Annotated in this window: 15 protein-coding genes and 1 pseudogene; 4 read left to right on the forward strand and 12 right to left on the reverse strand. The window is 72.4% G+C overall.

Annotated features, from left to right (window positions below):
• Window positions 1-56: 56 nt before the first annotated feature.
• From gnd to tkt, 6 genes are read right to left on the reverse strand one after another with little or no spacing between them, the layout of a single operon-like run.
• Window positions 57-938, reverse strand: coding sequence for a phosphogluconate dehydrogenase (NAD(+)-dependent, decarboxylating) (gene gnd, locus OIE75_RS35080; RefSeq protein ID WP_307016217.1), 882 nt, complete (start codon window positions 936-938; stop codon window positions 57-59).
• Window position 939: 1 nt separating this feature from the next.
• On the reverse strand, window positions 940-2,592 hold the full coding sequence (pgi, locus tag OIE75_RS35085; protein ID WP_307016218.1) for a glucose-6-phosphate isomerase: 1,653 nt from the start codon (window positions 2,590-2,592) through the stop codon (window positions 940-942).
• On the reverse strand, window positions 2,585-3,520 hold the full coding sequence (opcA, locus tag OIE75_RS35090; RefSeq protein ID WP_064730753.1) for a glucose-6-phosphate dehydrogenase assembly protein OpcA: 936 nt from the start codon (window positions 3,518-3,520) through the stop codon (window positions 2,585-2,587). Before opcA ends, pgi begins: the two co-directional genes overlap by 8 nt.
• Window positions 3,517-5,295, reverse strand: a complete 1,779-nt coding sequence (gene zwf, locus OIE75_RS35095) for a glucose-6-phosphate dehydrogenase (RefSeq protein ID WP_307016220.1) — start codon at window positions 5,293-5,295, stop codon at window positions 3,517-3,519. The genes opcA and zwf overlap by 4 nt, the downstream gene beginning before the upstream one ends.
• Window positions 5,292-6,437 carry a transaldolase gene (tal, locus tag OIE75_RS35100; RefSeq protein ID WP_307016221.1) on the reverse strand — a complete coding sequence of 382 codons (1,146 nt, stop codon included), beginning with the start codon at window positions 6,435-6,437 and terminating at the stop codon, window positions 5,292-5,294. The genes zwf and tal overlap by 4 nt, the downstream gene beginning before the upstream one ends.
• 38 nt (window positions 6,438-6,475) lie before the next feature.
• Window positions 6,476-8,560 (reverse strand): transketolase, encoded by a 2,085-nt coding sequence (gene tkt / locus OIE75_RS35105; RefSeq protein WP_329473346.1) that lies wholly within the window; start codon window positions 8,558-8,560, stop codon window positions 6,476-6,478.
• A 156-nt stretch (window positions 8,561-8,716) separates the two neighbouring features.
• Here tkt and OIE75_RS35110 point away from each other — a divergent pair, with 156 nt between their 5' ends.
• Window positions 8,717-9,637, forward strand: coding sequence for a helix-turn-helix transcriptional regulator (locus OIE75_RS35110; RefSeq protein WP_307016223.1), 921 nt, complete (start codon window positions 8,717-8,719; stop codon window positions 9,635-9,637).
• 94 nt (window positions 9,638-9,731) lie between these two features.
• Here the strand turns inward: OIE75_RS35110 and OIE75_RS35115 are convergent, their stop codons facing one another.
• The 3 genes and pseudogenes from OIE75_RS35115 to OIE75_RS35125 form a co-directional block, all read right to left on the reverse strand.
• Complete coding sequence (locus OIE75_RS35115; RefSeq protein WP_329473347.1) at window positions 9,732-11,132, reverse strand: glycoside hydrolase family 16 protein; 1,401 nt, start codon at window positions 11,130-11,132, stop codon at window positions 9,732-9,734.
• Between the two features lie 220 nt (window positions 11,133-11,352).
• Window positions 11,353-12,117: pseudogene (locus OIE75_RS35120) on the reverse strand (IclR family transcriptional regulator).
• A 286-nt stretch (window positions 12,118-12,403) separates the two neighbouring features.
• Window positions 12,404-13,567, reverse strand: coding sequence for an ATP-grasp domain-containing protein (locus OIE75_RS35125; protein ID WP_307016226.1), 1,164 nt, complete (start codon window positions 13,565-13,567; stop codon window positions 12,404-12,406).
• 251 nt (window positions 13,568-13,818) lie between these two features.
• On the opposite strand from OIE75_RS35125, the gene OIE75_RS35130 reads away from it, so the two are divergent.
• Window positions 13,819-14,688, forward strand: coding sequence for a metallophosphoesterase family protein (locus tag OIE75_RS35130; protein ID WP_329473348.1), 870 nt, complete (start codon window positions 13,819-13,821; stop codon window positions 14,686-14,688).
• Window positions 14,689-14,696: 8 nt separating this feature from the next.
• Window positions 14,697-15,377: a 4'-phosphopantetheinyl transferase family protein gene (locus tag OIE75_RS35135; protein WP_307018216.1), complete on the forward strand. Its 681-nt coding sequence runs from the start codon at window positions 14,697-14,699 to the stop codon at window positions 15,375-15,377.
• A gap of 7 nt (window positions 15,378-15,384) precedes the next feature.
• Here the strand turns inward: OIE75_RS35135 and OIE75_RS35140 are convergent, their stop codons facing one another.
• The 3 genes from OIE75_RS35140 to OIE75_RS35150 all read right to left on the reverse strand — a co-directional run bounded on the left by OIE75_RS35140 (window position 15,385) and on the right by OIE75_RS35150 (window position 17,001).
• Window positions 15,385-15,624, reverse strand: coding sequence for a hypothetical protein (locus OIE75_RS35140; RefSeq protein WP_307016228.1), 240 nt, complete (start codon window positions 15,622-15,624; stop codon window positions 15,385-15,387).
• Window positions 15,625-15,761: 137 nt separating this feature from the next.
• Window positions 15,762-16,301, reverse strand: a complete 540-nt coding sequence (locus OIE75_RS35145; protein ID WP_307018218.1) for a toxin-antitoxin system, toxin component — start codon at window positions 16,299-16,301, stop codon at window positions 15,762-15,764.
• Between the two features lie 43 nt (window positions 16,302-16,344).
• Entirely contained in the window at window positions 16,345-17,001 is a 657-nt protein-coding gene (locus OIE75_RS35150) for a helix-turn-helix domain-containing protein (protein ID WP_307018220.1), read from the reverse strand.
• Window positions 17,002-17,232: 231 nt separating this feature from the next.
• On the opposite strand from OIE75_RS35150, the gene OIE75_RS35155 reads away from it, so the two are divergent.
• A complete protein-coding gene (locus OIE75_RS35155) occupies window positions 17,233-17,895 on the forward strand; it encodes an MmyB family transcriptional regulator (RefSeq protein ID WP_329473349.1) in 663 nt (220 codons plus the stop codon).
• Window positions 17,896-17,925 lie beyond the last annotated feature (30 nt).

Consider the following 17,925-nt stretch of genomic DNA (forward strand, 5'->3'; position numbering starts at 1 on the left):
GCGGGGACTCTGACCCGAACCGGCCGGTCGCGTCAACGTGTTGCCGGCGCGGCGCGCTACTTCTTCGACGCCTCCACGGCGTGCCCGCCGAACTGGTTGCGCAGCGCGGCGATCATCTTCATCTGCGGCGAGTCGTCCTGCCGGGACGCGAACCGCGCGAAGAGGGAGGCCGTGATCGCCGGCAGCGGCACCGCGTTGTCGATGGCGGCCTCGACGGTCCAGCGGCCCTCTCCGGAGTCGTCCGCGTAGCCGCGCAGCTTCTCCAGGTGGTGGTCCTCGTCGAGGGCGTTGACGGCCAGGTCGAGGAGCCAGGAGCGGATCACGGTGCCGTCCTGCCAGGAGCGGAAGACCTCGCGGACGTTGTCCACGGAGTCGACCTTCTCCAGCAGCTCCCAGCCCTCGGCGTACGCCTGCATCATGGCGTACTCGATGCCGTTGTGGACCATCTTGGAGAAGTGCCCGGCACCGACCTTGCCGGCGTGCACGAACCCGTAGGGGCCGTCGGGCTTGAGCGCGTCGAAGATCGGCTTGAGGTCGTCGACGTGCTCCTTCTCGCCGCCGACCATCAGGGCGTAGCCGTTCTGCAGGCCCCACACCCCGCCCGAGACGCCGGCGTCGACGAAGTTGACGCCGTGCTTGGCCAGCTCCTCGGCGTGCCGCTCGTCGTCCGTCCAGCGGGAGTTGCCGCCGTCGATGACGGTGTCGCCGTGCCGGAGCAGCGTGCCCAGCTGGTCGATGACGTGCTGGGTGGCGGCGCCCGCCGGGACCATCACCCAGACGGCGCGCGGCCGGTCCAGCTGCTCGACCATGTCGACCAGGCTGTTCACGTCGGCCCGCTCGGGATTGGTGTCGTATCCGACGACGGTGTGGCCGGCGTGGCGCAGACGCTCGCGCATGTTGCCGCCCATCTTGCCGAGACCCACAAGACCGATCTGCATGTCAGTGCACTTCCTTCAGTTCGCGGTAGGCGGCCACCAGCGCGGCCGTGGACGGATCGAGGCCGGGTACGTCCGCCCCCTCGGTCAGGGCGGGTTCGACGCGCTTGGCGAGCACCTTGCCGAGTTCGACGCCCCACTGGTCGAAGGAGTCGATGTTCCAGATCGCGCCCTGTACGAACACCTTGTGCTCGTAGAGCGCGATCAGCTGGCCGAGGACGGACGGGGTCAGCTCGGTGGCCAGGACGGTGGTGGTGGGGTGGTTGCCGCGGAACGTCTTGTGCGGGACCAGCTCCTCCGGCACTCCCTCGGCGCGCACCTCGTCCGCCGTCTTGCCGAAGGCGAGGGCCTGGGTCTGGGCGAAGAAGTTGGCCATCAGCAGGTCGTGCTGGGCCTTCAGTCCGTCGCTCAGCTCGCCGACCGGCCGGGCGAAGCCGATGAAGTCCGCCGGGATCAGCTTGGTGCCCTGGTGGATCAGCTGGTAGTAGGCGTGCTGCCCGTTGGTGCCGGGCGTGCCCCAGACCACCGGACCGGTCTGCCACTCGACCTCGCGGCCCTCGCGGTCGACGGACTTGCCGTTGGACTCCATGTCGAGCTGCTGGAGGTAGGCGGTGAACTTCGACAGGTAGTGCGAGTACGGCAGCACCGCGTGCGACTGCGCGTCGAGGAAGTTGCCATACCAGACGCCCAGCAGACCGAGGAGCAGCGGCGCGTTGGCCGGGGCCTCGGCGTTGCGGAAGTGCTCGTCGACGATGCGGAAGCCGTCGAGCATCTCCCGGAAGCGGTCCGGGCCGATGGCGATCATCAGGGACAGGCCGATCGCCGAGTCGTAGGAGTACCGGCCACCGACCCAGTCCCAGAACTCGAACATGTTGGCCGTGTCGATCCCGAAGCCGGAGACCTTCTCCGCGTTCGTCGACAGCGCCACGAAGTGCTTCGCCACCGCCTTCTCGTCGCCGTCGTAGGCGTCGAGCAGCCAGGAGCGCGCCGAGGTCGCGTTCGTGATCGTCTCGATCGTGGTGAACGTCTTGGACGCCACGATGAACAGCGTCTCGGCCGGGTCCAGGTCCCGCACCGCCTCGTGCAGGTCCGCGCCGTCCACGTTGGACACGAACCGGAAGGTCAGCGAGCGGTCGGTGAAGGCGCGCAGCGCCTCGTACGCCATCGCCGGACCGAGGTCGGAGCCGCCGATGCCGATGTTGACGACGTTGCGGATGCGCCGGCCGCTGTGACCGGTCCACTCGCCGGAACGGACCTTGTCGGAGAAGGCGGCCATCTTGTCGAGGACGGCGTGCACCTTCGGCACGACGTTCTCGCCGTCGACCTCGACGACCGCGTCCCGCGGGGCGCGCAGCGCGGTGTGCAGGACCGCCCGGTCCTCGGTGATGTTGATCCGCTCGCCGCGGAACATGGCGTCGCGCAGCCCGAACACGCCGGTGGCCGCGGCCAGGTCCTGAAGCAGGGCCAGCGTCTCGTCGGTGACGAGGTGCTTCGAGTAGTCGATGCGCAGGTCGCCGACGCGCACGACGTACCGCTCCGCGCGCCCCGGGTCGGCGGCGAAGAGCTCGCGCAGGTCCGGTTGCGCCATGGCGTCCGTGCGGTGGTCCGCGAGCGCGGTCCACTCGGGGCGCCGGTTGAGCTTGGGGGAGTCAGACATGGACAGGGGTCTCCTTGCCGGCCTCGCCGCGCAGGGCGATGGCGTACATCTCGTCCGCGTCGAGGCGCCGCAGCTCCTCGGCGATGAGTTCGGAGGTGGGGCGCACCTTCAGCGCGAGGGAGCGCGGGGGCTGACCGGGCAGGGTCATCGTGGCGAGCGGGCCCTCGGGCCGGTCGATGACGATCTCGCCGTTCGCGGTGCCGAGCCGGACGGCCGTGACCACCGGGCCGTCGGTGACCACGCGGTCGACGGTGACGCCGAGGCGCGCCTCCAGCCAGCGGGCCAGCAGCTCGGCCGCCGGGTTGTCCGCCTCGGCCTCGACGACCGCGGAGGTCACCGGCACCCGGGCCTGGTCCAGCGCGGCGGCCAGCATGGACCGCCACAGCGTCAGCCGGGTCCAGGCGAGGTCGGTGTCCCCGGGCGCGTAGCAGCGGACCCGGCGGGCGAGGACCTCCATCGGCCGCTCGACCGCGTACAGGTCGGTGATCCTGCGCTGCGCCAGCGCGCCCAGCGGGTCGCCCGCGGGGTCGTCCGGCGCGTCCACCGGCCACCACACGACGACGGGGGCGTCCGGCAGCAGCAGCGGCAGCACGACCGAGTCGGCGTGCTCGGACACCTCCCCGTACATGCGCAGGACGACGGTCTCACCGGTGCCGGCCTCGGAGCCGACCCGGACCTCGGCGTCGAGGTGCGAGCGGGTGCGGTCGCGCAGGTTGCGGGGGTGGCGCTTGATGACGACCAGGGTGCGCGAGGGGTGCTCGTGCGAGGCCTCCTCGGCCGCCTTGATCGCGTCGTAGGCGTTCTCCTCGTCGGTGACGATGACCAGCGTGAGCACCATGCCCACGGCCGGGGTGCCGATGGCCCGGCGGCCCTGCACCAACGCCTTGTTGACCTTGCTTGCCGTGGTGTCGGTCAGGTCGATCCTCATGGCCTGCGCCAGCTCCGTCCGTCTCGTGCGAGCATCTCGTCGGCTTCCCGCGGTCCCCAGCCGCCCGAGTCGTACTGGGCGGGCCTGCCGTGCGCGTCCCAGTACTGCTCGATCGGGTCGAGGATCCGCCAGGACTCTTCCACTTCCTGGTGGCGCGGGAACAGGTTGGCGTCGCCCAGAAGGACGTCCAGGATCAGCCGTTCGTACGCCTCCGGGCTGGACTCCGTGAACGACTCGCCGTAGGCGAAGTCCATGGACACGTCCCGGATCTCCATCGACGTGCCCGGCACCTTGGAGCCGAAGCGCACCGTCATGCCCTCGTCCGGCTGGACGCGGATGACGATCGCGTTCTCGCCCAGCTCCTCCGTCGCGGTGGAGTCGAAGGGGGAGTGCGGGGCCCGCTGGAAGACGACCGCGATCTCCGTGACCCGGCGGCCCAGCCGCTTGCCGGTACGCAGGTAGAACGGGACGCCCGCCCAGCGGCGGTTGTCGACGCCCAGCTTGATCGCCGCGTAGGTGTCGGTGGTGGAGGCCGGGTCGATGCCGTCCTCCTCCAGGTAGCCCGGCACCTGCGCGCCGCCCTGCCAGCCGCCCGCGTACTGGCCGCGCACGGTGTGGTCGCCGAGGTCCTCCGGCAGCCGTACCGCCTTCAGCACCTTCAGCTTCTCGGTGAGCAGCGACGCCGCGTCGAAGGAGGCGGGCTCCTCCATCGCGGTGAGCGCCATCAGCTGGAGGAGGTGGTTCTGGATGACGTCACGGGCGGCGCCGATGCCGTCGTAGTAGCCGGCCCGGCCGCCGATGCCGATGTCCTCGGCCATCGTGATCTGCACGTGGTCGACGTAGGACCGGTTCCAGATCGGCTCGTACATCTGGTTGGCGAAGCGCAGCGCCAGGATGTTCTGGACGGTCTCCTTGCCCAGGTAGTGGTCGATGCGGAAGACCTGCTCCGGGTCGAAGACCTCGTGCACCAGCGCGTTCAGGTCACGGGCGCTGTCCAGGTCGTGCCCGAACGGCTTCTCGATCACCGCGCGCCGCCAGGAGCCCTCCGGGGCGTCGGCCAGTCCGTGCTTCTTGAGCTGCTGGACCACCTTCGGGAAGAACTTCGGCGGCACCGACAGGTAGAAGGCGTAGTTGCCGCTGGTGCCGCGGGAGGCGTCCAGCTCGGCCACGGCCTTGCGCAGCTGTTCGAACGCGTCGTCGTCGTCGAAGTCGCCGGGGATGAACCGCATGCCCTCGGAGAGCTGCTGCCAGACCTCCTCGCGAAACGGCGTCCGGGCGTGCTCCTTGACCGCGTCGTGCACGACCTCGGCGAAGTCCTGGTCCTCCCAGTCCCGGCGGGCGAAGCCGACCAGCGAGAAGCCGGGCGGCAGCAGGCCGCGGTTGGCCAGGTCGTACACGGCCGGCATCAGCTTGCGGCGCGAGAGGTCGCCGGTGACGCCGAAGATGACCAGTCCGGAGGGGCCGGCGATGCGGGGGAGACGGCGGTCCTGCGGATCGCGCAGGGGGTTGCTCCAGTCGAGCGGTGTCACGGGCGTGACGGCCTTCGCGTCGGCCGCTTTCGCCTTCGCCCCCTTGGCGGCGCGGGCCGGCCCGGTCTTCTTCGCGCTCCGCGGTGCCTTGGCCGGCCCGGCCGCCTTCGCCGCCCCGGCGGCCTTGGACTCCTCGGCCTCCTCGGCGTGCAGCGGCCCCGCGGCGTCCCGGGCCGTGCGGGCCTCCTTGGCTTCCTTCGTCGCCTTGGTCTCGTGGACCGTCGTAGCGGGAAGCTCCTCGCTCATTCCCCGTCAACTCCCTTGCTGTCGAGGGACTTCGTCACGGCATCGAGCAGGTCCTGCCAGGCGTTCTCGAACTTGGCCACGCCCTCCTGCTCCAACTGCTCCACCACCTCGTCGTACGAGACACCGAGCCGCTCCACGGCCGCGAGATCCGCCCGGGCCTGGGCGTACCCGCCGGTGACCGTGTCGCCCCGGACGTCGCCGTGATCGGCGGCGGCGTCCAGGGTGGCCTCCGGCATCGTGTTCACGGTGCCGGGAGCGACCAGCTCCTCCACGTACAGGGTGTCCCGGAATGCCGGGTCCTTCACCCCGGTCGACGCCCACAGGGGACGCTGGGCGTTGGCGCGGGCCCCGGCCAGCGCGGTGAAACGGTCCCCCGCGAAGACGTTCTCGTACGCCTCGTAGGCCAGTCGCGCGTTGGCCAGTGCCGCCTTCCCCCGCAGAGCGAGGGCCTCCTGGGTGCCCAGCAGCGTCAGGCGCTTGTCGATCTCGCTGTCGACGCGGGAGACGAAGAAGGAGGCGACGGAGTGAATGCCCGAAAGGTCGAGGCCGGCCGCCCGCGCCTTCTCCAGCCCCGCGAGGTAGGCGTCCATGACCTCGCCGTAGCGCTCCAGGGAGAAGATCAGCGTGACGTTGACGCTGATCCCGGCGCCGATGACCTCGGTGATCGCCGGGAGACCGGCCCTGGTCGCCGGTATCTTGATCATCACGTTGGGGCGGTCGACCAGCCAGGCCAGCTGGCGGGCCTCGGCGATCGTGGCCTCTGTGTCGTGGGCCAGGCGCGGGTCGACCTCGATGGAGACCCGGCCGTCCCGGCCGCCGGTCGCGTCGTACACCTCGCGCAGGACGTCGGCGGCGGCGCGGACGTCGGCGGTGGTCATCATGCGGACCGCCTCGTCCACGGTGACGCCTCTGGTCGCCAGGTCGGCCAGCTGCTCCTCGTAGCCCTCGCCGGAGCCGATGGCGGCCTGGAAGATCGAGGGGTTGGTGGTCACGCCGACGACGTTCTTCGTCCTGATCAGCTCGGCGAGGTTGCCGGACTCGATCCGCCGCCGCGACAGGTCGTCCAGCCAGACGGAGACGCCCTGGTCGGCCAGGCGCTTGAGTGCTCCCGCGGTCGCGGTTGCTTCGGTCACAGTGATCATCTTCTCTTTCTGCGGTCGGACCGGTGGATCCGGTCGGCTCAGCCGCGGGCGGTGGCCAGGGATTCCCTGGCGGCGGCGGCCACGTGGTCGGCGGTGAAGCCGAACTCGGCGAACAGGGTCTTGGCGTCGGCGGAGGCGCCGAAGTGCTCCAGGGAGACGATGCGGCCCGCGTCCCCCACGTACCGGTGCCAGGTCAGGCCGATCCCGGCCTCCACGGCCACCCGGGCCCGCACGGACGGCGGCAGCACGCCCTCGCGGTACGCGCGCGGCTGCTCCTCGAACCACTCGACGGACGGCATCGACACCACCCGGGTGGGCGTGCCCTCCGCCTCCAGCGCCTCCCGCGCGGCCACGGCGAGCTGGACCTCGGATCCGGTGGCGATCAGGACGACGTCCGGGGTGCCGGTGGACGCCTCGGCGAGGACGTAGCCGCCGCGCGCCGCGTCCGGGTTGGGTTCGTACGTCGGCACGCCCTGGCGGGTCAGGGCGAGGCCGTGCGGGGCCGGGTGGGTGGCGTGCCGCCGGAGGATCTCGGCCCAGGCGGTCGCGGTCTCGTTGGCGTCGGCCGGGCGGACGACGTTCAGGCCGGGGATGGCGCGCAGCGCGGCGAGGTGCTCGACCGGCTGGTGGGTGGGGCCGTCCTCGCCGAGACCGATGGAGTCGTGCGTCCACACGTAGGTCACCGGCAGCTGCATCAGCGCGGACATGCGCACCGCGTTGCGCATGTAGTCGGAGAAGACCAGGAAGGTGCCGCCGTGGACGCGGGTGTTGCCGTGCAGCGCGATGCCGTTCATCTCCGCGGCCATCGAGAACTCGCGGATGCCGAAGTGGATCGTGCGGCCGTACGGGTCGGCCTCCGGGAGGGGGTTGCCCTCGGGGAGGAAGGAAGAGGTCTTGTCGATCGTCGTGTTGTTCGACCCGGCCAGGTCGGCGGAGCCGCCCCACAGCTCGGGCAGCACCGGGCCGAGCGCCTGGAGCACCTTGCCGGACGCGGCGCGGGTGGCGACGGACTTGCCGGTCTCGAACACCGGCAGGGCGTCCTCCCAGCCGTCGGGCAGCCGGCCGGCGACCACGCGGTCGAACAGCTCGGCACGTTCCGGCTGCTCGCCGCGCCACGTGGCGATCCGCTTGTCCCAGGCGGCGTGCGCCTCGGCGCCCCGGTCCAGGGCCTCGCGGGTGTGGGCCAGGACCTCGTCCGCGACCTCGAAGGACCGCTCCGGGTCGAAACCGAGGACGCGCTTGGTGGCGGCGACCTCGTCCGCGCCGAGGGCGGAGCCGTGGGAGGCCTCGGTGTTCCGGGCGTTCGGGGCGGGCCAGGCGATGATGGTGCGCATGGCGATGATGGACGGGCGCCCGGTCTCGGCCCGCGCCGCGGTGAGCGCCTCGTACAGCGCGCGCACGTCGACGTCGCCGTTCTCGGCGGGCTCGACGCGGTGCACGTGCCAGCCGTAGGCCTCGTACCGCTTCAGCACGTCCTCGGAGAACGCGGTCGCCGTGTCGCCCTCGATGGAGATGTGGTTGTCGTCGTAGAGGAGGACGAGGTTGCCCAGCCGCTGGTGTCCGGCGAGCGAGGACGCCTCGGCGGAGACGCCCTCCTGGAGGTCGCCGTCGGAGACGATCGCCCAGACGGTGTGGTCGAAGGGGGACTCGCCCGCGGGCGCCGCGGGGTCGAACAGGCCGCGCTCGTAGCGGGCGGCCATCGCCATGCCGACCGCGTTGGCCACGCCCTGGCCGAGGGGTCCGGTCGTCGTCTCCACGCCCGCGGTGTGCCCGTACTCGGGGTGGCCGGGCGTCTTGGAGCCGTGCGTGCGGAAGGCCCTGAGGTCGTCCAGCTCCACCTCGTACCCGGCGAGGTAGAGCTGGGTGTAGAGGGTCAGCGACGTGTGGCCGGGGGAGAGGACGAAGCGGTCACGGCCGGTCCATTCCGGATCGGCGGGGTCGTGCCGCATCACCTTCTGAAAGATCGTGTACGCCGCCGGGGCCAGAGCCATCGCCGTGCCCGGGTGTCCGTTCCCGACCTTCTGCACCGCATCGGCCGCCAGGACGCGGGCGGTGTCGACGGCACGCCGGTCGAGTTCGGTCCATGCGAAGCGGTCCGCGCTGTCCACTGTCTGCGTGCTCATCTTCAAGAAATCCTCGATCGGAGCGAGAGAACTGGCCTACGCGTTCAAACTTAAAAGTCTGACTTTTGAGAGGGAAGGTCGTCCTGTGCCAGCCTGTGGTGAAACTGGGACACGCCCCGGCCCCGGGGCGCACGGGCGGGACGGCACGAGAAGGACATGGCGGACGAAAACAGCCAAGACGGCGGCGACGGCAGCGGCGGCGACGGGATCAGAACGTTTCCCTTCCCGGTCGATCTCAGCCTCCTCGGCGTCGGTATGCAGATCGGTCCCATGGGCGCGGGCCGCACGTGGCACGCGCACGCCCCGCTGCACCGCGTCCACCGCATCGACTTCCACGTCGTCATGCTCTTCACCGGCGGCCCGGTCCGGCACATGATCGACTTCACCGAGTACGAGGCCACGGCCGGCGATCTGCTGTGGATCCGGCCCGGACAGGTCCACCGCTTCTCGCCGGACAGCGAGTACCGCGGAACCGTGCTGACCATGCAGCCCGGTTTCCTGCCGCGCGCCACCGTGGAGGCCACCGGCCTCTACCGCTACGACCTGCCCCCGCTGCTCCGCCCCGACGAGGCGCGGCTGGCCGGACTGACCGCCGCCCTCGGCCAACTGCGGCGCGAGTACGAGGACGCGACGACCCTGCCGCTCAGCCTGCACACCGCGGTGCTGCGCCACACGCTCTCCGCGTTCCTGCTCCGCCTGGCCCATCTGGCCGTCAGCTCCGCCCGGGCGGCCCGCGAGGGGCGGGCGGACACGCCGTGGGACACGACCTTCACCCTGTTCCGCGAGGCGGTCGAGCGGGGCTTCGCCACCAATCACAGCGTCAGCGCCTACGCCGACGCGCTCGGTTACTCCCGCCGCACCCTGGTCCGCGCGGTGCGCGCCGCCACCGGCGAGACGCCCAAGGGGTTCATCGACAAGCGCGTGGTCCTGGAGGCCAGACGGCTCCTCGCCCACACCGAGATGCCGATCGGCCGGGTCGGCGCGGCGGTCGGCTTCCCGGACGCGGCGAACTTCTCCAAGTTCTTCCAGCAGCACACCGACCAGACGCCGGCGGCCTTCCGCGCCGAGCTGCGCTGAGCGGCCGGCCGGCGGACGCACGACGAAGGGGCCCCACGGTGTGTGGAGCCCCTTCGCCCTCCTGCGGGGGGCTTGTGTCCGGGCCGCTCGCGGCTCAGCGGCCGAAGCTGAACCAGTTCACGTTCACGAAGTCGGCCGGCTGGCCGCTGGTGAACGTCAGATACACGTCGTGGGTGCCCGTCACCGAGCCGATGTTCGCCGGAACCGTGCGCCACGACTGCCAGCCGCCCGTGTTGCCCACGGCGAAGCTGCCGACCGGCGTACTGGTCCTGCTGTCCAGGCGCACCTCCACCAGACCGCTGACACCGACCGGAGCGCCGCTCGCCACCCGGGCCTTGAACTGCGTGGCCGGTGTCGAACCGAAGTTCACGCCCTTGTACTGGACCCAGTCCCCGTTGGCGAGGGCACCGAGGTTGCGACCGCCGCCCGCGTCCGAACTGCCCTCGGTCATGGTGCCGGACTGGGCGTCGTACGACTCGGCCTCGACGGCGCTGTAGGCGTCGCGGCCGCCGCCGGACGGCGGGGGCGTGGTGCCGTCCCCGTCGGCCGACAGCACCTGGACGTAGTCCACGAGCATGGAGTGGCCGGGCTGGGTGCCGGCGTCCGGTCCGCCGCCGAAGGCGTCCGGGAAGCCGCCGCCCATCGCCACGTTGAGGATGATGAAGTAGCCGTGGTCGGTGGCGTTCGCCCACGTCGTCGCGTCGACCTGGTTGGCGCGGACGGTGTGGAAGTTGTTGCCGTCGACGTAGAAGCGGATCTCCTCCACGCTCGTCGAGCGGTCCCACTCCACCCGGTAGGTGTGGAAGGCCGCCTGGCAGGTGGCGCCGGGACAGGCGGTGCTGCCGCCGATGCCGCTGGTCTCGTTGCAGGGGCCGCCCGGCGAGGTGCCGCAGTGCATCGTGGACCAGACGGTGTTGAGGCCCTGGGTGTTCTCCAGGATGTCGATCTCGCCGACCGCGGGCCAGTTCCAGTAGTTGCCGCGGTAGGGGCCGCCCAGCATCCAGAACGCGGGCCAGTAGCCCTTGGCCGCGGCCCCGGTGACGTTCGGGACCTGGATACGGGCCTCCACCCGCAGCTTGCCGCCGGCCGGGGGTTCGAAGTCGGCCCGCCTGGTCTCGACGCGGCCCGAGGTCCAGTTGCCGGCGGCGTCGCGGCGCGGGGTGATGCGCAGGTTGCCGCCGCCGTCCAGCGAGACGTTGCTGGTGGACGACGTCATCGTCTCGATCTCGCCGGTGCCCCAGTTGGCGGGGCCGCCGGGGTACGAGGTGCCGGTCGCGTACTGCCAGTTGGAGGTGTTCACGCCGGAGCCGGCCGCGCCGTCGAAGTCGTCGGCGAAGACCTGGGTCCAGCCGGACGGGGGCGGCGGGACGGTGGCGTTCGCGGACGGGCCCGTCACCGCGGTCGCGGTCGCCGCGAGGGCGAGGGTGCCGACGACGGCCACCAGGGCCCGGCGCAGCGGCCGGCGTCCGGGCGGGTTGCCGGAGGTCTCTCTCATGGGGGGTCGCCTCTCAGGTGCGGGAGTGGGAAGCGGTACGCCCCGAGCGCGCCCCCGGGGGCGGAAGGGTGAGAGCGCTCTCAGAGTGCGGCCAATGTGCTCTCGGGCGCCGCCGTCGTCAAGAGGTGAAGCCGATAAAGTCCGTGCCGGGCGCGGGAGTTCAGCTCGTGAACGTCGCGAACCTCGCGAATGCGTGCAACCGCGCGGGGGCGCGTCCGGGTCACGAGGTGCGCGCGGGAGCCTCCGTGCCACGGCCCCCCGCCGCGGCTTCCGTTCGCCACCCCAGCGCCCGGGAGATCCCCCGCGCCGCCACCCGCACCGCCGGGACGAGCGTCGGCACCCGGGCACCGGCGTGCGGTACGACGACGGAGACGGCCGCGGTCACCTTCCCGTCCGGGCCGTACAGGGGAGCGGCCACCGACAGCGCGTCCTCGGTGACCTGACGGGCGCTCACCGCCGCGCCGGTACGCCGGACCTCCGCCAGCACCCGGCGCAGCAGCCCCGGGTCGGTGATCGTGTACGGCGTGAAGGAGGCGAGCGGTCCCGCGCGGTACGCCTCCTGGAAATCCGGTTCGCCGTGCGCGAGCAGGGCGAGCCCGACCCCGGTGGCGTGCAGCGGCCGGCGGGCGCCGACGCGGATGCGCACGCCGACCGACGAACGGCCGGCCGGCCACTCGATGTAGACGACCTCGCCGCCGTCCCGCACCGCCAGCTGCACGTTCTCGTGCGTCGCCTCGTACAGGTCCTACAGGTACCGCAGCGCGACCTGCCGCAGCGCGAGGCCGCGCGGGGCGAGCGCGGCGACCTCCCACAGCCGCAGGCCCACGTGGTAGACGCCCGACGCGTCCTGCTCCAGCGCGCCCCACCGGGTCAGGGCGCGTACCAGCCGGTGCGCGGTGGTCGGACTCAGCCCGGCCCGGCGGCTGATCTCGGTCAGGGACAGCGCCGGGTGCTCGTGATCGAAGGCGGCGAGCACGGAGAGCAGCCGTTCGAGCGCGGTGGGGTGTGCGCGCCCGGGCGGGGCCGGGAGCCGGGGAGGGCGTTCATGGCCGGACGTCCTCCGGAGGGGAGGGGAAGGGGGAGGGGGAGGGGCGCGGGGCCGAGCGTACGGGGCCCGCCGGGGGCGGGACAGGCCCCGGCGGCGTATCGACTCCAACGGTGCGCCCGCGAGGGAGGGCGGCACCCGTGGTCGACTCGGTGAACGTCCTCCACCGCCTCGTCGACGGCCGCACCCCGGTCCACGCGAGGCCGGCGTACCCGAGGCAGGCCGCCTACGCCGGGGCCCCCGCGGCCGGGTCCGGTGCGGAGACGTCCAGCGGGTGGGCGGACCGCGCCGCGAGCGGGACCGGTGCCACCGGGGCGGGCGCCTGGACCGGCCCGGCGGCGAGGTCCGTGCGCTGCTGGGGCAGCGACACCGGCCGCAGTGGACGCGGGCCGGACACCACCGAGTAGTCCTGGCCGAGGAACGGCGGCTCCAGCTCGCCCGGGTCGTCGCCCAGGGCCAGCCGGACGGCCGCCCACGGCACGTTGACCCCGCACAGCGCCAGCTGGTGCAGCCCGCCGGCCGGTCGGGTGTTGACGTCCATCAGGACCGGCCGGTCCCCGTACATCCGGAACTGCACGTTGGACAGGTGGTGCAGCCCGAAGGCCTCCGCGATCCGCCGGGCCGGCGCCAGCCACTGCTCGTGGAGCGTGAACCCGCGGCGGCGGCCGTTCTTGGTCCGGCCCACCGCCAGCCGCACCCGGTTGTCGGGGCCGGTGAGGCAGTCCACCGACACCTCCGGCTGTTCGAGCCGTGGCATCACCAGCCAGTCGACCGGTTCCTCGGCCGCCCGCAGCGCCTCGACGACCAGTGGCAGCGGAACGGACGGGCTCGGGAACCCGTTCAGGTGCGCGAGGGAGAAGGAGTCCCGGGTGACCATCCGGAAGCCCACGCCGCCCGCGCCGGAGGCCGGCTTGAAGCACGCCCGGTGACCGTGCGCCTCCAGCTCCTCCACCGCGAGGACGAGTTCGTCGGCCGTGCGGACCCGCCACCACGGCGGCACCGGCACGCCGATCGCGCGCACCGCCTCGTAGGCGATCACCTTGTCCTGGAAGACCGCCACCGCCTCCGGGGGCGGCGCGAGCAGCGCCGTACCGGCCGCCTCGAACTCGGCGCGGTGGGCCACGATCGCGGACTGATGCAGCCGGGGCACGAACACGTCGATGCCGCGTCGCGCGCACTGGTCCAGGGCGTACTCGACGTAGCCGGCCGGGGACAGACCCTCCGGCTCCAGATCGGCGGTGTCCGCGGCGGCCAGCACCGGGGAGTCCGGGTCGCCGTGCGTGGCGTGGATCTCGACGGCCCGGTCGGCGGGATTTCTGCGCAGCTGATCCATGAAGAAGACGTTCTCCGCGTACGTACGGTTGAGCCAGACGCGTACGGGAGAAACCATGCAAGCCGCCTTTCGGGGTTCGCGGGCAGGGCGAAGCGGGCCGTGCCCGGCCAGGGGGTTGGAGGGACACCAGGGCCGCTCTGTGTGAAGGGAGAGTCGTGGCGGTGGTGTTGGGGCGATCATAGGGGTACCCGCGCCCCCGAGCGCAACGAGCGTCACGCGGATGCTCCGGGCCGGGGCGGGCCGCTCTTGTGACGGGGTGGGGGATGTGATCTCGTGTCGTGGAAACGCGCACGCCGAAGGGGTGGGGGATGACGTCGACGTCCGGTGGCCGGGGGCAGCTGTGGGCCATCAGCGACCTGCACGTCGGATACGCGGAGAACCGGGCGCTGGTCGAGAAGATGCGGCCCGGCTCCGACGACGACTGGCTCCTGGTCGCCGGTGACGTCGCGGAGACCGTCGCCGACATCCGCTGGGCCCTCGGCATCCTCGCGGACCGCTTCCGCCGGGTCGTCTGGGCCCCCGGCAACCACGAACTGTGGACGCATCCCAAGGACCCGGTCACCCTGCGCGGCGTCGCGCGCTACGAGCACCTGGTCGAGGTCTGCCGTGAGCTGGGAGTGACCACACCCGAAGACCCCTACCCGGTGTGGGAGGGGGCGGGCGGCCCGGCGGTCGTCGCACCGCTCTTCCTGCTCTACGACTACTCGTTCCTGCCCGACGGATGCGCCACGATGGACGAGGGGCTGGCGTACGCGCACGGCACCGGCGTGGTCTGCAACGACGAGTTCCTGCTGCACCCCGACCCGTACCCGAGCCGCGAGGCCTGGTGCCGGGCGCGGGTCGCGGACACCGAGCGCAGACTGGCCGCGCTCCCGGCGGAACTGCCGACGGTGCTCGTCAACCACTACCCCCTGGACCGTCACCCCACCGAGGTCCTGTGGTACCCCGAGTTCGCCATGTGGTGCGGCACCGGCCGGACCGCCGACTGGCACCGCAGGTTCCGGGTCGCCACCATGGTCTACGGGCACCTGCACATCCCGCGGACCACCTGGCACGAGGGCGTCCGCTTCGAGGAGGTCTCGGTGGGCTATCCGCGCGAGTGGCGGGGGCGGACCGGTCCGCCGGGGCAACTGCGCCGCATCCTGCCGTCGCCGGCGTCCGAGGAGGTGTCCCCTTGACCGCTCCCCTGATCGAGGAACTGCTGCCCGACACGGTCGTGGTCGTGGAGGCGCGCGGCCTCGACGACACCGGGCACCTCCCGCTCCACCCGGAGGAGGAGCCGCTGATCGCACGGGCGGTCGCCAAGCGGCGGCGTGAGTACACCGTGGTCCGGTCCTGCGCGCGCCGGGCCATGGAGAAGCTCGGCGTGCCCCCGCAGCCCGTGCTGACCGGGGAACGCGGTGCGCCGCGCTGGCCGGCCGGGCTGACCGGGAGCATGACCCACTGCGACGGCTACTGCGCGGCCGCCCTGGTACGCCGCACCGACCTGGCCTCCCTCGGCATCGACGCCGAACCCGACGGGCCCCTCCCGGAGGGCGTCCTGGCGAGCGTGGCGCTGCCCGCCGAGGTGGAACGGCTGCGGCTGCTGGCCGAGCGACGGCCCGGTATCCACTGGGAACGGCTGCTGTTCAGCGCCAAGGAGTCCGTCTACAAGGCGTGGTTCCCCCTCACCGGGCGGTGGCTGGACTTCTCGGAGGCGGACATCGAGCTGACGGTGGACCCGGTCGATCCGCGCCGCGGCACCCTGCGCGCCGCCCTCCTCGTGCCCGGCCCGACCGTGGGCGGGCGGCGCGTGACCCACTTCGACGGCCGCTGGAACGCCCGCGACGGCCTGGTCGCCTCGGCGGTCACGGTGCCGCACGCCTGAGGAGGCGTCAGGGGTGGGGGTGCCGGCTTCGCAGCAGCCGGAAGAACTCCTCCTCGTTCCCCGTGAGGCCCGCCGCCTCCAGGGCCCGGTCCGCCTCGGCGAGTACCGAGGGCGGGACGATCGGCGGGCGGGCGGTGCCGGGCGGTCCCGACGCGGTGTCGAAGCCGGCCCGCACCGTGTGCAGAAGGCGCAGATAGGCCTGCACGGCGGCGCGCTCGTGGTCGGTCAGTACGGTGGCGGTGGTCATCGCCCGGCTCTCCCCACAACGACGTCGGCGGTCAGTGCCCCCGCACGGCGGTGGCACCCTTCCAGCTTGCCGTCCACCACTGACAATCCCGTCGAACCGCGCCCCGCGCACCGGCCGTGACCGCCCGCCGGGTGCCGTCAGCCCAGGTAGCCGAGCGACGCGCCGATCCGCCCCGCCAGGTGGTCCCGCTGCACCGGACCGCGCAGCGCCGAACCCGCGAGCCACGTCCGGCACTTGCTGGCCAGCAGCAGACCGAAGGCCTCCGCCTCCTTCTCCTCGGCGAGGTCGAAGCGGGAGCGGGCGGCCACCGCGCGAACGGTGACCCGCAGCGCCTCCTCGTCCCGGTCCGCGCCGTCCCCGTCCAGCAGCCGGGCCGCCACCGTGGCGCCCTCGACGTGGTGGCCGCGGTGCCCGGCCTTCATGTGCCACAGCTCGTGCCCGAGGATCACCAACTGGTGTTCCGGAGCGGTGCGTTCCTCGACGACGACCAGGTCCCGGTCGGCCATGTCGAGCCACAGTCCGCTGGCGGTCCCGGGGGGAAAGGCGGCCATGCGGAACACCACGGGACGGCCCCGTCGGCGGCTCATCGCCTCGCACAGGGCCGCGTACAGCTCGGTGGGCCGTGCCGGTGCGGGAAGGGCCAGCTCCTCGACCAGTTCGCCGCACAGGCGGCGCATCTCCTTGCCGATGCCCACGGTTCTCCCCACGCTCACGACAGGCTCACGACTCGGGCCGCTTGACGCTCTCCAGGAGCATGTCCAGCCACTCGGCGACCTTGTCCCGGTGCTGGTCGGTGGGCAGTTGGGCGGCGCGCCAGGCGATGCCGCGCACCCCGTGGTCCTGCAGCAGCCGCTCCAGCGGGTCGCCGGCGACGGCCGCCGCCTTCCGCTCCCGGTCGGCGAGCTGCTGGAGCAACTCCTGCTCGGTGTGCTGGAGGGCGCCCACGAGCGCCTCGGGGTCCTCGGCCGTGAGGAATCCGGCGTGCACCCGGAAGAAGCGCTGCAGCGCGTCGCAGTGCTCCATGGTCGGCCGCCGGTCGCCGTTGATGAGCGCGCCCGCCTGCTGCCGCGACATGCCGGCGCCGTCGGCGATCTCCTGCTGGGTGTACTTGCGGCCGTTCGGCTTCAGCCGGGTGCGCCGCAGCAGGTCGAGCCGTTGCAGGAAACGCGTCTGCACATCGGGCTCACCCGCGGGCCGCCCGCCGAGCAGGGCGCCGACCACGGGCTCGGGGACGCCGGAGGCCGCGGACAGCCGTCCGACGTCGAAGACCTCGGCGTGCGGCACACCGAGCCGGTCCGCGAGCGCGGCGACCCGGGCGGCTACGGCGGCCGGCGCGGTGGCCGGCATGACGCCCGGATCCTCGAAGCCACCCGTCACCGACAGCTCCCCTATGTCTCTCACAGGCCTCACAGGCTTCTCACAAGCGGTTGCCGTGAACTCCCGGAGAGTAGCCTGCCGCTCGAACTCACATCCAGGTCTCGCCACAACTGTGGCCTATTTCAGCCGTCAACAGGCACGAAATGCCACGATAGTTGACACGCCTCGTGTCGGGGCACCAGGATCGGGACGCCGCGAGAAGGCCGCATAGGCAAGAGGGGTGACCTCCCGATGGCATTTCAGGCAGGAGGGCAGCGGCCGGCGCCGCCGCCCGGCCCCGCGACCCCCGAGACCCAGGCGTATCTCCAGGACTACACCGCCCTCCTGGACGCCGTACCCTTCCCCTCTCTCGTCGTCGACCACCGCTGGGACGTGGTGCTGGCCAACGGCGCCTTCCGGACACTCTTCCGGGGCGCCGGACCGCACCCGACGGCCATGCCGGACGACAACTTCCTGCGCTTCGTGCTGTTCCACCCGGACGCCGCCGAGGTGCTCGGTGAGCACGAGTCGAGCTGGTGCCTGCCCATGCTGGCGCACTTCGCCGCCACCCTGGAGCGGTACGGCCACGACCCGGGCCTCCAGGCGGTGCGCCGCGACATCGCCCAGGACCCGATCATGGAGGCCGCCTACCGCCAGGGCCTGCCCCACTGGGTCCGCGCCGTCGGCGCCCGGGCCGTCGAACACGACGGTGCCGTACGGCCGCTGCACCACCCCGACCCGCGCCGCGGCACCACCGAGTGCCGGATCGTGGTCGAAACGCCCCCGGCGCTGGAGGAGTTGGGGTACACCCGGCTGACGCTCGTCCTGCGCGAGCCGCGCCGCACCCCGCACCGCCCGCAGCGCGCCCGCCGCACCGCCGCCTCCCACCTGAGGGTCGTCCCCGTAGCCGAGTGAACGGCGGTACGGCCCCGCGGCACTGTTCCC

It is taken from the genome of Streptomyces sp. NBC_01723 (assembly GCF_036246005.1).
Taxonomy (GTDB): Bacteria; Actinomycetota; Actinomycetes; order Streptomycetales; family Streptomycetaceae; genus Streptomyces.

Coding starts and splice junctions, on each gene's coding strand:
- OIE75_RS35145 (WP_307018218.1), bottom strand. CDS start 16,301: ATGCGCCGCCTGTGCGGCGAACTGGTCGAGGAGCTGGCCCTTCCCGCA.
- OIE75_RS35155 (WP_329473349.1), top strand. CDS start 17,233: ATGGCATTTCAGGCAGGAGGGCAGCGGCCGGCGCCGCCGCCCGGCCCC.
- zwf (WP_307016220.1), bottom strand. CDS start 5,295: ATGAGCGAGGAGCTTCCCGCTACGACGGTCCACGAGACCAAGGCGACG.
- gnd (WP_307016217.1), bottom strand. CDS start 938: ATGCAGATCGGTCTTGTGGGTCTCGGCAAGATGGGCGGCAACATGCGC.
- opcA (WP_064730753.1), bottom strand. CDS start 3,520: ATGAGGATCGACCTGACCGACACCACGGCAAGCAAGGTCAACAAGGCG.
- OIE75_RS35130 (WP_329473348.1), top strand. CDS start 13,819: ATGACGTCGACGTCCGGTGGCCGGGGGCAGCTGTGGGCCATCAGCGAC.
- tkt (WP_329473346.1), bottom strand. CDS start 8,560: ATGAGCACGCAGACAGTGGACAGCGCGGACCGCTTCGCATGGACCGAA.
- OIE75_RS35115 (WP_329473347.1), bottom strand. CDS start 11,132: ATGAGAGAGACCTCCGGCAACCCGCCCGGACGCCGGCCGCTGCGCCGG.
- pgi (WP_307016218.1), bottom strand. CDS start 2,592: ATGTCTGACTCCCCCAAGCTCAACCGGCGCCCCGAGTGGACCGCGCTC.
- tal (WP_307016221.1), bottom strand. CDS start 6,437: ATGATCACTGTGACCGAAGCAACCGCGACCGCGGGAGCACTCAAGCGC.
- OIE75_RS35140 (WP_307016228.1), bottom strand. CDS start 15,624: ATGACCACCGCCACCGTACTGACCGACCACGAGCGCGCCGCCGTGCAG.
- OIE75_RS35125 (WP_307016226.1), bottom strand. CDS start 13,567: ATGGTTTCTCCCGTACGCGTCTGGCTCAACCGTACGTACGCGGAGAAC.
- OIE75_RS35110 (WP_307016223.1), top strand. CDS start 8,717: ATGGCGGACGAAAACAGCCAAGACGGCGGCGACGGCAGCGGCGGCGAC.